Source organism: Dyadobacter sp. AC419 (assembly GCF_979253085.1).
This window is the reverse complement of sequence record NZ_CEEDCD010000027.1, coordinates 477,884-491,138: the sequence shown is the minus strand read 5'-3', so window position 1 is coordinate 491,138 and position 13,255 is coordinate 477,884. Positions and strand designations below refer to the sequence as shown.

The following is a 13,255-nucleotide window of genomic DNA, read 5'->3' as shown; positions in this document are numbered from 1 at the left end:
CGCTCTAATCAGAAGTTGGGTTTCAACAGATATTTGTTGTAGAAGTTATCAATCACTTTTACAGCTTCGTCCGGCGTGTCCACAATGCTGATCAGTTTAAGATCTTCGGGGTTAATGTTTCCTTCGGTAAGCATTGTTCCTTTGATCCAGTCGATCAGTCCGGCCCAGTAACTGCTGCCGACAAGCACAATCGGGAAGCGCCCGATTTTCTTGGTCTGGATCAATGTCATCGCTTCAAACATTTCGTCCAATGTTCCAAAACCGCCCGGCATTACAATAAAGCCTTGCGAATATTTGACAAACATTACCTTGCGGACAAAGAAGAAATCGAAGTTAATGTTCTTGTCCGGATCAATATAGATGTTGCTATGCTGCTCAAAAGGCAATTTTATGTTCAAACCCACCGACTTGCCACCTTGCTCATGCGCGCCTTTGTTACCCGCTTCCATAATCCCGGGACCACCGCCGGTGATGACGCCATAACCGTGTCTTACCAGTTTTGCGGCAATGTCTTCGGCTGTTTTATAATGCGGATTGCTGGAAAGTGTCCGGGCCGATCCAAAGATGGAAACGCACGGGCCAATTTTTGCCAGCTTATCAAATCCTTCGACGAATTCGGCCATTACTTTAAAAACGACCCACGAATCCGCACTTTTTATTTCATTCCAATTTCTATCTTCAAAGGCTTCCTTAATCCGCTTTTCATCTTCGGGAACCGCGGGATTCATCAGCGAAACGTCTATTAATTCAGCGTTTGTTGGTTTCACTTCTTCACTCATATTCGGGTATTCGATTTAGTTGTTGTATGAGATAATCGTAACTTTGCGTCCGGCGTTATCAAAAAAAATAATATTAACTTTAACCATAACCGGTGCACCATTGCATGGTTACAAATAACAAAAAAGTAATGAGAAAAATTGCTATCGGTTCGGATCATGCGGGTTTTCCTTACAAGGAACCGGTCATCAACTGGTTAACAACCAATGGTTTTGAAGTAAAGGATTTTGGCACTTACAGCGCTGAATCTGCCGATTATGCAGACTTCGCGCATCCGGTTGCAAGCGGTGTTGAAAGTGGAGAATTTGAAAAAGGTGTGTTGCTATGCGGCAGTGGACAGGGCGTTTGCATTACGGCCAACAAGCACCAGGGCATCCGCGCTGCATTGGTTTGGGATTTGCCATTGGCAGCACTGGCGCGTCAGCATAATGATGCCAATGTGATTTGCCTGCCCGTCAGGTTTATTGAGCTTGAAACGGCGCTTGCCAGCATCAGCGCATTCCTGGCAACAGAATTTGAAGGCGGAAGACATCAGACACGCGTAGATAAAATTGCGTGCTAGATTTTACGCTGATAAATGCCTTTCCACTGGCTTAGCTCGTATTGTTTCTTCAATGCCGGAACGCGATAAAGTAGTTTCGGCATAATGTTGACCTTATCGATGACATAATCCGGCGGATCCTTTTTGAAGTTGTCATACACATGGATCACGCTGTCAAAATTATCCAGGTTGCGTAAATCGTAGCTTGCCAGTTCCCAGTTAAGATAGGGTGTGGCTGTATAATTATTGATATATTCTCCCGAGTGCTGCCCCAAAACAAGCACCCGCTTATTCTGGATCTGCTCAGGAAGCTCCGCTTCTTTTGCCCGCAGATTTTCCAGCTTACCCATCGAAAGTCCCGGAATAATTCCCCGCAATCCCTGATATTGGATCAAAAGGATCACTGCGCCCATGATCACAAATTGCAGCTCGTCGGCAAGGCTCTTCTTTTTAAAGCTTTGGAAATAATGCGTTGCGAAAAATGCCGCCGGCGGGATGAAGATCACAAATTGCATCGGCGCCATAAATTGCATCAGCGGAATCGTAAAAACCGCAACAATGAACCACAAAGCCATAACCTGCTGAATGCGCGTTTGATAATTGACAAAACGCAGCGTCGTGAAAATCCGCATAAAACCCATTACACCAAAACCCAGCGGCAGCAATAGTGAGGCTATTAAGGACGCAAAGTCATTCAGATTGTATTGCTTAACCTGAAAAACAGAGGTTAGCAGATTTCGGTTGAGACTTTCAATGCCATTGTTCAAATAAAAGAAGAGCACAACCATTAATAAGGGAAACACAGAGCCGAAAATGCCTAACAAATGGTGACGGACTGTGGAACCCGTGTAAAACAAGAGCGCCAAAAACGCCCAGACCATAAACAAAGACGCAGGCAGATAAAACAGCGTCGCGATCCCGATATAAAGCCCCATTTCGAAAACCTGCGGCGTCACTTCCCGTCTGACAAGGATTTTCACAATTGACCCGAATGCAAAAAGCAGGAATGTGTTGGCCATGAGCATGGGCGAAAGCGTGCCCATATCAAAGGAAATGTTCAGGAAAAGCGCATACAATGCTCCCGGCAGGAACGTGCGCTCGGGAAAAACTTCTCGTGAATGTATAACGTAATTGAAATAGAGGATCTGAACAATGGAAACGATGATCGCGGCAAGCTGATAAAACCATTGCGTGCGTCCGAAGAGTGTGTCAATGAGCCAGTAAGTGAGTCCGGAAAAAGGACTGACATTGTCCCACACATCCCGATAAAGCATAAAACCGCGGCCCATTTGCTCGCCAACCAGCATCCAGCTCAGTTCGGGGATAAGCAGCGGTGCGCCACCCAGGAAAAATGGAAGGCGAAGGAGTAAAAAAAATACCACCAAACTGATCGTCTGATACCGTGCGTTAACGCGAAAAAAACTTAGCAAGAAGTATGTGGATTATATATCTTATCAGAATAACTTTCACGAAATTACAACTCCGCATTCTACAAAAACAAAATAAGTCCGGATATTTGTACTTTTGAAACATGGAATCTAAAAGACAACAAAAAGTAGGGAGGCAGATACAGAAGGATCTTGGAGAGATATTCCAAAAGGATGCGCAACATTTGACCAATGGCTCTTTTGTGACGATTACAGCAGTCCGCGTAACGCCTGACCTGAGCATTGCAAGAGCATATTTAAGCTTTCTGCCTGATAAAAATAAATCAATTTTACTGGAAACCATTCAGGAAAACACCAAGTTCATACGCCAGAAACTGGCTGAAAGGGTGCGCCACCAGCTTCGGATCGTTCCTCATTTACAGTTCTATATGGACGACACGGCTGAGTATGCGGCGAAAATGGATCTGCTTTTCTCGGATATTGTAATTCCTCCCGCAGAGCCGGAAGAGGACGAAGATTCCAAATGATTTAAGCATTTCCCAAATGGATCTTTCGTACCGGATTGCCGTCCGCTATTTTTTCTCCCGTAACAAACGCAGTTTCATCAGCGTAATCGCACGCATTGCGATGGCTGGCGTAGCTGTGGGCACAATGGCCATGGTTGTGGTTTTATCCGTTTTTAACGGAATGGAGGACCTTAACCGCAAGATTTTTAAGACTTTTGACGCCGATATTAAGATCACGCCAGCCGAAGGCAAGCGCTTTAAGGTGGATGATGCTTTTATTCAAAAAATCAAGTCGGTTGAAGGTGTCAGGCTCATTACGCAGGTGGTTGAGGACAATGCATTGGCGCAATATGGAAATCAGCAGATAATCGTGCGGCTCAAAGGTGTGGATAGTGCTTTTGAACAACAGGCGCAGCTGGACACTGCATTGATAGAAGGCTCCCTGCATTTGTATGGCAAAAACGGAACGCCTTATGCGATCATTGCGGAAGGCATCCGGAACGCGCTTGCCATTTCATTGGAAGACATTCTCACGCCATTGCAACTTTTGTATCCCAAAACCGGCACCAAAACAATCGCAGTAAATCCTTCGGAGGCATTTAATGAATTGTCACTCAGGCCGGGGGGCGTTTTTTTTATAGAAAGCCGTTACGATGATTATGTGATTGCGCCTGTGGCTTTGGTGGAACAATTGATGGAATATCACGGCGAAAGATCATCATTGGAAGTCAGGATCTTGCCTGGATTTAAGGAAGAGCGGGTCAGCAAGGTGCTTGCACGAAAGTTAGGCACTAAATTTGTGGTGAAAGACCGCGATTCACTCAATTCAGATTTGTTGCGGGCGATCCGGCTTGAAAAACTTTTTGTAGCTATAACCTTGTCATTCATTATTTTAGTAGCTGCAATTAACATTTTCTTCTCGCTAAGCATGCTTGCAATCGAGAAAAAGAAAGACGTTTCCATGTTGTATGCATTAGGCGCAACGCCGAAACTGATCCGAAAAATTTTCCTTGCAGAAGGAGCCATTGTGGCGCTCTCGGGGGCGCTTTTCGGACTTTGCGCTGGTGTTGCACTCTGTCTGTTGCAGATCAAATACGGGTTTGTCTCGATGGGAATGGCGACATCGCTGGTGGATGCTTACCCGGTCAAATTAATATGGGCAGATATATTCTTTACAGGCATCATTGTCGTTATCATAACAATGCTGGTGTCCTATATTCCGGCCAGAAGGGCGGCTGATGCCGGACAAACATTGCCGGTCTGATATTTATTCGAATTAGCGAACAACAAAATACTAACTGAATCATTTTGACTTACTTCCACACAACCAGCTTGAAAAGATTAATTGACAGCCACAATAGAGGGCTTTTTTTGGGCCATTTCTTTTATACATTTTGCGCAGCATTATTCTTGTTGTCTTTCAGTGCAAATGCATCGGAAGTTGCTGATACACTGAGGAGAAGAAACCCGGGAACCAACTCTTCACAGGGCCCTTACCGTCCGGAAAGACAGAAAAAAAGCGACATTTTGTATACGCGTCTGGATGTTGCCTTTGACTGGGAAAAGCAGCAGGTTCCGGCCTCTGCGGTGCTGATGTTCAAATCGCATTTTTATCCTCAAAACACGCTGGAACTCGACGCAAAAGGTTTTGATATTAAAGGCATCGCATTGCTTGACACGGTGGGCGATTATGGAGTTTTATCCACTGAAGAAATTAATGGTAAAGTCAAAAAGAAGCTGGAATACACTTATGACAAGCGCAAGCTGATCATTAAATTAGGACAAAATTATTCAAGAAAAGATACTCTTTTTGTCAAAATAGATTACGTAGCGCGTCCCAATGACATTCCACGCGATAAACCGGGCGACAATGCTTCCGAAAAAGGTTTGTATTTTATCAATGCAGACGGAATGGAAGAAGGCAAGCCTAAGCAAATCTGGACGCAAGGTGAAACGGAGGGAAGCAGCTGCTGGTTTCCGACGATTGACGCACCCAATCAAAAATTTACCCAAGATATTTACATTACGGTTGACAGCACTTATAAAACATTGTCAAACGGCTTATTAATCGCTCAAAATGAGGGCAAAAAAGGCACGCGCACCGATCATTGGAAACAGTCATTGCCCCACGCGCCTTATCTGACGATGCTGGCAGTGGGCGACTTTGTCATTGCAAAGGATATGATGCCGAACGGCCTGGAACTGAGTTATTACGTTGAGCCTAAATATGGTGCCGATGCACACGCGATCTTCGGCAGAACGCCAGAAATGATGGGCTTTTTCTCCAATGTTTTTGGCATGGATTATCCCTGGGAAAAGTACGCACAGATTGCAGTAAGGGACTTTGTCGCCGGCGCGATGGAAAATACAACGGCAACGGTGCATGAAGAAGGCGTCCAGAATGATGCCCGTTCATTGGTCGATGGCAATTCGGATGCTGTGATTGCGCATGAGCTGGCGCATCATTGGTTTGGTGATTATGTGACTGCCGAAGAATGGGGCCAATTGCCTTTAAATGAATCTTTTGCCAACTATTCCGAATATTTGTGGAGCGAATATAATAATGGCAAATACGAAGCGGATTGGCAGAATTTGCAGGAATTGAAAGCCTATCTTGCCGAATCGGAGACAAAACAAGTCCCTATGATCCGCTATTTTTACAAGGATCGGGAAAATATGTTTGACAGCCATTCTTATGCAAAAGGCGGCCGGATCCTGCATATGCTGCGTAATTATGTTGGCGACGACGCATTTTTTGCTTCACTTCAAAATTATTTAAAAATCCATGCATTCGGCACCGCCGAGATTGACGATCTGCGCATGTCGTTTGAGAAAACCACAGGTGAGGATTTGAACTGGTTTTTTGACCAATGGTTTCACAAGCCCGGACATCCTGTTATCAAAATTCAGCAGGAATATGCGGCCGCTTCCGGCAAAGTGTTGTTGAAGTTGAAACAAACCCAAGACACATTGGCTTCGACTGTTTACCGTCTGCCATTGAAAGTGGATGTTTGGGTGAACGGGAAGAAAAATCAGTATAATGTGTTGGTGGACAAAGCTTCACAAACGCTAGAATTTCCTGCCGCTAAAAAGCCGGATCTGGTTGTTTTCGATGCTGATGCACAGTTACTTGCCCAGGTGGATCACGAAAAAACCCGCCGGGAAATGGAATTCCAATACGCAAACAGTGATCGTTTCCTGCATAAATATGAGGCGCTCGCTTCGCTTGAAGGCACACTGACAGACACGGTTTCAAGGGTTGTGCTGGTTAAGGCGATGACGGATGATTTCTGGAAGCTGCGTCAAATGGCGATCAGTAATTTCTCGGAATATGACGGGACAGGTTTTGCGGAAATTGAAAAGATCATTCAAAGCCGCGCCCGCATGGATCCGCATCCGCAGGTGCGTTCGGAAGCCATGATCACTTTGGCGTCGTTTGGTGATAATAACAGCGATTCCATCTTCCGCGAGGCGTTAAGCGATAGCTCATATCAGGTGGTTTCGGTCGCGACGGAAAAATATCTGATGGGCCAGCCGTCAGACGCGAATGAGATCGCTGCGATGTTCGAAAACAGTCCAAATGATGCCATTGTAACTTCGGTGGGCAACTATTATGCAGGACTTGCGCAGCCAGAAAGATTTGACTGGTTCCTGGATAAGATGAAGCACATGAAGCCGACGGAGAAATATAATTTCTTGCAGGTTTTTGGAAAATATCTGATCAAATCAAAACAGGATGTGCAGCGCAAAAGCATTCCGGTGCTTGAAGGTCTGGCGCGCGATAATCCTTCTTACTTTGTTCGTTTCGGTGCATTCCAGGCACTTGGTTTGTTAACAGACATTCAGGGCGTGGCTGCACTTCGGAAAGACATCAGGGCTAAGGAAACTGAACCGAAACTGAAAGAAATGTACAGCCAGTTTGGTGACTTGTAGTCCGAATGTCATTCGCCGGTCATTGCGGATCGAGATAATAATCGAGGTTTTCCTTTGTAATAATGTCTAAGGGAAGAAATTTGATCGGCTGAATATCCTTCTTGAAAACAAGATGATTGGCAAGCTGGTGAATGCCCCAGTAACCTTGTCCCAGCGGATTTTGATTGATCAGGAAATTAATGATTTCCTTGTTCAGATAATGCAGGTTCGGCTTTAACAAGTCGTAACCGATCAGCTTAATGTGTTCAAGTGATTTCTTTTCCAGATAGGAAGCCACTTCAAATGCTTTGGAATTGGTCACATAAACGCCCTTTAAATCAGGTTCTTCTTCCAACAATGCATCCAGCTGGTCATCCAGCGTTTCACCATCAGGAAAGTTGATTTCCCGGCTGATCACTTTCATCGCAGGGCTTTCTTCGCCATTGTTGAAGTAATCACGAAATCCGGCTTCTTTTGTGATAAGGTGGGCTGAATTTGAAATATCCTCATTTACATGCGCAACCAGCACAGTTCCAGTGGATTGCAGACCAAAGCTCAGGATCTTCGCCGCCAAACAACCGCTTCTGTACGAATCCTGGCCAATGTAGCAAAGCGGGTTAACGTGCTCTATTTGGGTGTTGAAAAGCACATAAGGAATGTTCAGTTCTGCCCATTCTTTGAAAAACGGCAACGCTTCTTTGTAAAAAACCGGTGCGATCAGAAGTCCGTCGGGATGCTCTTTTGAAACTTCCTTTGCCTTGGCAATAAACGATTGCTCTTCGTGTGAATTGAAGATAAATAAGCTAATATAAACGCCATATTGCCGCAATTCCTTTTCCGCCTTTTCCAATCCAATCTTCGGCGCTTCCCAGTATGAATCCGCATCCGGGTCTGGAATAAGGACAGCTAAATTAAATGTGCGCTGTGATTTTAATGACTGTGCAATGAAATTAGGCTCGTAGTTAAGCTCCTTAATGATGGCCAAAATGCGCTCACGCACGTCGTCTGCAACTCTTCCCCGGTTGTGCAGGACGCGGTCCACGGTTCCCTTCGATGTTTGGGCTTTCTCTGCTATATCTTTTATTCTGACTATTCTTTTTTTCACTTTCCGTCGTTATTCAGCTTTCTCATTTACAGTTCGTAAGGCGAATATCAAATTTTTATTTGATGGTTAAGCCCTTTCAAACAAACTAATGCAATCGGGACAACATTTTTCGAATTTTTATTATAATAAATTTGAGATTGTGGCAGATAGAAATTAGTTTTACTACAATTAATCACAAAGTCGCCAGGAAGATCGGGTACGAACACGATTGAGGAAATTCAGTGTGTGCTCGAACACTTTTTCGGATTTTCGTTGGATTAATCAATTTTACAATTAATTTTGTAATCAACAATTAACGTAGAATAATATTCTACATTCCTCGTCCTAAACACCTGATAGAACCTAACCTTTAACCTTTTCCAAAATAAGATTTAATTCACTGCTGATTCCTAAATCCAAAATAAAGCGTATGAAGTCAAATTCATGCGCTTTTTGCTTTTTATAGCTACGGAATGTCGACGATCACATTGTCCGAGTCAACATAAGCCGAGCAAGTCAATATCCAGCCATCTTTCAAATCCCGGTCGGTCAGCACTTCGTTGACGCTCATATGCAGGGATCCGCTTTTGCAAATGCCTGCGCACGCTGCACATCTGCCGCCTTTGCAACTATATGGAAGTTGAATTCCTGCCGACAGGGCCGCTTCCAGAATCGTGGTGTGCGCCGGAACAAACAAGTCGTGCGCTTTTCCTCTAAAATTCAGTTTAACAACATGCGGATATGAAACCGGCGGCGGAGGCGGTGCCAGCGGAATCACGAAATTCTCCTTCCTGATCTGCAAAGATGAAAAGCCCATATAATGCAATGTGATCTCCACCGAGCGCATGAGCTCATAAGGTCCGCAAATGAAAAACCGTGCATGCTGCGGTGTGAAATGCAACGATTTACTCACTAGCTGTTCTAGTCGCGTGTTATTAATGCGGCCGCGCATGCCGTTCCAGTCATCCGTTGGCTGGCTGTGAATGTGAATTGACCTAAGTCTTTCTGGAAACTTTTGCTGCCACTGGACGATCTGATCGTGAAATAGGGCGGATTTGACATTTCTGCTTGCGTAAAGCAACGTGACTTGCGTTTCAGATTCAATGGTAAGCGTTTCCTTTAAGATCGAAAATAATGGCGTGATGCCGCTTCCCGCGCCGATCATAACAATGTCCCGCGGCAATCCCAGTGACTCCTCTAATGTAAACCTTCCCGAAGGTGGCAACACGTCGAAATGGTCGCCAATCTTGACCGTATCAATCCAAAATCGGGAAATTTCACCATTGGGAACGTGTTTTACGGTGATCGCCGGAAATTCGTCGACACCCGGCGCTGAACTCATCGAGTAGGAACGCCTCACTTCATGGCCGTGCAATGGAATAAGAAATGTCAGGAATTGTCCTGCTTTATAGACGAATGGGAGCTTGTTTGTTCGCTCGAAAACAAATGTCTTTGCATCAGCGGCTTCGGAAATGATGTGCTTTACCTGCAAGGAAATTGTGGCTTCGGACATGGCAAAAGTCTGTTATTCAATGAGAACCTAACAAGAACTTTCCAAAGAGTTGTTCCAAAGCGTTTCATATTCAGCCAAAAGCGTCCAGCAGTGTGCTTCGCAAATCCAGTGCATATGAAACAACGGGCTGATGGCCAGCTTATAAAGCAGCGGATTTTCGTATGCGGTTAACAGACCTGCTATGAAAAAATAAAAGCCATGAAAATCTTGATTTGTGAAATTTTCGACTGCTATCCGCTCCGTTTTTACGTCTAATCTTATTAACGAGGAAGAAATGATCACCTTATCCATTGCGTTCGTTGACTTTTCCAGAATCGCTTTTGCATCATTAATCAATTTCTGCTTAATGGGTTGCAATGCAACCGGATCGAAGGTGGCAATGAAGCGTGCGACGTGGTAAATGATCAGTGGCGTGCGCGGATACTGGTGCGCGCAACGGAAGGGAACATCAATGTAACGATTAGTTTCAATGACAGACTTGATATAATTCAGGCTGTCATAATCATGCTCATTAAGCGGTAAATTGTAATTGAAAATGCAATACATGAGATTGCTGAGCACACAAACGTCAAACTCCACATACATGTTTTTTCCAAACCATGTGGAATACGCTTTCAGGTTTCTGTATTCTTCAAATGTGTTGCGAACATTTAGTTTCGTGCCATTGGCGTGAAGCGCCAGTTTGTCTTTAAGCGAATGCAGCTCAGCGTGATTTGTCTTTGTGGTCAGATAAATAAACGACGTGTCGTCCACATCATCGGGAATCCGGAAATGCTCAAATCGGTTGAAAATGTATCCGTTTGGGAAATGTTGTGAAGGTCTGGTTTTCCAGAAATTATAGGTTTTCAGGCCATCCTTATTCTGAAAATCCGGATAATTCTTAATGACAGCATTGCAGATCTTTTCCATCGTTTTTTGCTGTTCAGGCTCAGCATATTTTGCAATGGATTGCAGCGTAAAGCAAATAATTGTTGAAAAAAATATGGTCGTGTCAGGCCGCTTATAGCCGATCATTCCGTTTTCTCTGTGCGCGGGAAAAATGCCTTCCGGAAAATAACGCCCGCCATTGGACTGTAAACTTTCAATTTGATCCAAAAAAAATTGCAGCGGTTGCTTCATGTGCCGAAACTAACAAAAGGGCATAAAAAAAGAAACCCCGTCGCAAAGGACAGGGTTTCGTAATAAGCTTCATTTTAGACTTTTAGACACCTTCCGCAACGACTTCTTTCACATTTGGAACCATGCGGGTTAGCAAGTTTTCAATGCCGGCTTTCAATGTTAATGTAGAAGACGGGCAGCCGCTGCACGAGCCTTGCAGCAACACTTTCACAACGCCTGAATCCTCATTGAATGAATGGAAATTGATCGCGCCACCGTCTGATTCCACAGCCGGACGAACATATTGATCCAAAGCTGCTTTAATCTGTTGAACAGTGTCAGAATCTCTCGAATCAACGATTACGGTGTTTTTATCAATAGTTTGCTGAGCAAAAACGGGGCTGATTTTCCTCGAAATAAATCTTGATAAATTGCTTCGTATCAACGCAAAACATCTTCCCAAGCCGTTGCTTCATCCTTAGTAAGCGTTACGCAATTGCTTGCGATAAAAACGCGCTTTGCATGCGGAAACTGAAACAGATCTGAAGCAAGGGGAGAAGCTTTTCCTTCTTCCAAAGCAGCTTCCAGTGAAGGATAATCAAATGAAAGGCCGTCTGGCACCAATTCGAAATTGAGTACAAACTTCATCGAATTCGGGTTCGGACTTAATTCCGTATATACAAAAAACCGGGCGTGTTAGCATTTTAGTTCTTTGGTAAATTCAAAGAGGTAAATCTGTTCTACGATCCTGGGTAAAGCAATAGCAAACGGTTGTTTTGGTTTGAATGTGCCTCCGCAAGTGCATAAAAAAACCCGATGGATGTAAATCCAACGGGTTAATGTCTTCATTTTCAATCAACTGAATGACTAAGCTGCTGCAACTGCAGATTTCAGCAGGAGCTGCAACAGCGATCGGTTCAATGTGAACGAAAGATTTGTTTTCACGTGTCTTGCGGAAAACTACATGACCTTCAACCAAGGCAAATAAAGTATTGGTCACGGCCGATGCCTACGTTTTTACCAGGATTGTGTTTTGTGCCACGCTGACGAACCAGGATATTTCCTGCTTTTGGCATGCTGGCCACCGAATAATTTTACTCCAAGACGCTTGCTTTCCGATTCACGTCCGTTTCTTCGAGCTACCTACACCTTTCTTATGTGCCATGATATCTTAACTATTAATGTTAATTTCTTTATTTAAAACTGATTAAGCTACGATTTCGTCAATGCTGATCTTTGTCAAATACTGACGGTGACCATTCTTAACTTTGTAACCTTTACGTCTTTTCTTTTTGAAGACGATCACTTTTTCACCTTTAAGGTGTTCAAGGACAGTTGCTTTAACAGAAGCGCCTGCTACTGTTGGAAGACCTACCTGTACTGTGCCTGCGGTATCAACCAGAAGGACTTTGTCAAACACAAGAGCAGCGTTCACGTCACCTTCAAGCCTATGCGTGAAGATTCCGAGACCCTTTTCAACCTTAAATTGCTGACCTGCGATTTCTACGATTGCGTACATGTTAATAAATTATGTAAAACTGATTTCTAAAATGAGGTGCAAAGATAGGCAGCTGAATGCAGAATCACAACGCTTTAACGGAAATGTTACCCGATTTCCGGCCAAATATTTCGGTGCGTATAGTTAAAGTTTGACAAACCGTTACCTTTATATGATTACCGGCCTTCACGGCGTTGAATCGTTGAATTAACAAAACTTAACAATCCGATCTGTTACTTTATTCCATATTTTGTGTCTTAATGATAGCATGTGTACAAAAAACAGGAAAATGAAAATTTGGTTATGGGTTGCAATGGTTTTAGTTGTGGGATTGGCTGCCAATGCAAATGCATTTGAAGATAAGATCGCGCTCGTTGAAGTCAAACAATCCGGTGGTTATCAGGTAGGGGATGCAGCAGCAGGTTTCCGGTTGAAAAATACGGACGGCAACATGGTTTCGCTGAATGACTTTAATAATGCAAAAGGCGTCATCATCATATTTACCAGCAACCATTGTCCTTTCGCTAGGGCTTACGAAGACCGGATCATTGCATTGAACAATAAATTCGCGTCACAAGGTTATCCGGTTATTGCAATCAATCCGAGCGATCCGGGCACAAATCAGGACGATACATTTGAAAAAATGAAGGAACGGGCTGCTGCAAAAAACTACGGTTATCCCTATCTGGCCGACGAGTCGCAACAAGTTGCCAAGGCATTTGGCGCCGGCCGAACACCACAGGTTTACATTCTTCAAAAAAGCGGTGGCAAATTTACCGTGCGTTATATTGGCATGATCGACGATAATCCGCAGGATCCGGCTGGTGTAAGCAAATTGTATGCAGATGAAGCCGTTAGCAATCTTTTGAGCGGTAAACCGGTCGTTACCACTGTGACAAAACCGGTGGGCTGCGCTATCAAGTGGAAAAATTAGTGAA

Annotated in this window: 11 protein-coding genes and 2 pseudogenes; 5 read left to right on the top strand and 8 right to left on the bottom strand. The window is 44.1% G+C overall.

Annotated elements, in window-relative coordinates:
- Positions 1 to 8: 8 nt before the first annotated feature.
- Complete coding sequence (locus tag AC0IYG_RS27160) at positions 9 to 728, bottom strand: LOG family protein (RefSeq protein WP_471714349.1); 720 nt, start codon at positions 726 to 728, stop codon at positions 9 to 11.
- A gap of 179 nt (positions 729 to 907) precedes the next feature.
- Here AC0IYG_RS27160 and rpiB point away from each other — a divergent pair, with 179 nt between their 5' ends.
- Positions 908 to 1,339, top strand: a complete 432-nt coding sequence (rpiB, locus tag AC0IYG_RS27155) for a ribose 5-phosphate isomerase B (RefSeq protein WP_471714227.1) — start codon at positions 908 to 910, stop codon at positions 1,337 to 1,339.
- On the opposite strand, the gene AC0IYG_RS27150 is transcribed toward rpiB, so the two are convergent.
- Complete coding sequence (locus AC0IYG_RS27150) at positions 1,336 to 2,748, bottom strand: hypothetical protein (RefSeq protein ID WP_471714226.1); 1,413 nt, start codon at positions 2,746 to 2,748, stop codon at positions 1,336 to 1,338. The two genes, rpiB and AC0IYG_RS27150, sit on opposite strands and share 4 nt — an antisense overlap.
- A 101-nt stretch (positions 2,749 to 2,849) precedes the next feature.
- On the opposite strand from AC0IYG_RS27150, the gene rbfA reads away from it, so the two are divergent.
- From rbfA to AC0IYG_RS27135, 3 genes are all read left to right on the top strand, one after another.
- Positions 2,850 to 3,233, top strand: a complete 384-nt coding sequence (gene rbfA / locus AC0IYG_RS27145) for a 30S ribosome-binding factor RbfA (protein ID WP_471714225.1) — start codon at positions 2,850 to 2,852, stop codon at positions 3,231 to 3,233.
- 16 nt (positions 3,234 to 3,249) lie between these two features.
- On the top strand, positions 3,250 to 4,476 hold the full coding sequence (locus tag AC0IYG_RS27140; protein ID WP_471714224.1) for an FtsX-like permease family protein: 1,227 nt from the start codon (positions 3,250 to 3,252) through the stop codon (positions 4,474 to 4,476).
- A gap of 68 nt (positions 4,477 to 4,544) precedes the next feature.
- Complete coding sequence (locus AC0IYG_RS27135; protein ID WP_471714223.1) at positions 4,545 to 7,145, top strand: M1 family aminopeptidase; 2,601 nt, start codon at positions 4,545 to 4,547, stop codon at positions 7,143 to 7,145.
- Between the two features lie 19 nt (positions 7,146 to 7,164).
- Here AC0IYG_RS27135 and AC0IYG_RS27130 read toward each other — a convergent pair whose 3' ends face one another.
- The 6 genes and pseudogenes from AC0IYG_RS27130 to rplU all read right to left on the bottom strand — a co-directional run bounded on the left by AC0IYG_RS27130 (position 7,165) and on the right by rplU (position 12,338).
- Complete coding sequence (locus tag AC0IYG_RS27130) at positions 7,165 to 8,229, bottom strand: LacI family DNA-binding transcriptional regulator (RefSeq protein WP_471714222.1); 1,065 nt, start codon at positions 8,227 to 8,229, stop codon at positions 7,165 to 7,167.
- A gap of 445 nt (positions 8,230 to 8,674) precedes the next feature.
- The gene (locus AC0IYG_RS27125; RefSeq protein WP_471714221.1) at positions 8,675 to 9,721 is read right to left on the bottom strand and encodes a 2Fe-2S iron-sulfur cluster-binding protein; all 1,047 of its coding nucleotides are present in this window, start codon (positions 9,719 to 9,721) and stop codon (positions 8,675 to 8,677) included.
- A 27-nt stretch (positions 9,722 to 9,748) separates the two neighbouring features.
- Positions 9,749 to 10,816 carry a hypothetical protein gene (locus AC0IYG_RS27120; RefSeq protein ID WP_471714220.1) on the bottom strand — a complete coding sequence of 356 codons (1,068 nt, stop codon included), beginning with the start codon at positions 10,814 to 10,816 and terminating at the stop codon, positions 9,749 to 9,751.
- Between the two features lie 106 nt (positions 10,817 to 10,922).
- Positions 10,923 to 11,467 (bottom strand): annotated as a pseudogene (locus AC0IYG_RS27115) (NifU family protein).
- 253 nt (positions 11,468 to 11,720) lie between these two features.
- Positions 11,721 to 11,984, bottom strand: a pseudogene (gene rpmA / locus AC0IYG_RS27110) (50S ribosomal protein L27); the annotation flags it as partial.
- Between the two features lie 42 nt (positions 11,985 to 12,026).
- The gene (gene rplU, locus AC0IYG_RS27105; protein WP_471714219.1) at positions 12,027 to 12,338 is read right to left on the bottom strand and encodes a 50S ribosomal protein L21; all 312 of its coding nucleotides are present in this window, start codon (positions 12,336 to 12,338) and stop codon (positions 12,027 to 12,029) included.
- 268 nt (positions 12,339 to 12,606) lie between these two features.
- Between rplU and AC0IYG_RS27100 the strand changes: the two genes are divergently transcribed.
- Entirely contained in the window at positions 12,607 to 13,251 is a 645-nt protein-coding gene (locus AC0IYG_RS27100) for a thioredoxin family protein (RefSeq protein ID WP_471714218.1), read from the top strand.
- Positions 13,252 to 13,255 lie beyond the last annotated feature (4 nt).

Excerpts from the sequence above, each read along its gene's own strand:
- AC0IYG_RS27125 (WP_471714221.1), bottom strand. The coding sequence starts at position 9,721 with ATGTCCGAAGCCACAATTTCCTTGCAGGTAAAGCACATCATTTCCGAA.
- rbfA (WP_471714225.1), top strand. The coding sequence starts at position 2,850 with ATGGAATCTAAAAGACAACAAAAAGTAGGGAGGCAGATACAGAAGGAT.
- AC0IYG_RS27140 (WP_471714224.1), top strand. The coding sequence starts at position 3,250 with ATGGATCTTTCGTACCGGATTGCCGTCCGCTATTTTTTCTCCCGTAAC.
- rpiB (WP_471714227.1), top strand. The coding sequence starts at position 908 with ATGAGAAAAATTGCTATCGGTTCGGATCATGCGGGTTTTCCTTACAAG.
- AC0IYG_RS27100 (WP_471714218.1), top strand. The coding sequence starts at position 12,607 with ATGAAAATTTGGTTATGGGTTGCAATGGTTTTAGTTGTGGGATTGGCT.
- rplU (WP_471714219.1), bottom strand. The coding sequence starts at position 12,338 with ATGTACGCAATCGTAGAAATCGCAGGTCAGCAATTTAAGGTTGAAAAG.
- AC0IYG_RS27160 (WP_471714349.1), bottom strand. The coding sequence starts at position 728 with ATGAATCCCGCGGTTCCCGAAGATGAAAAGCGGATTAAGGAAGCCTTT.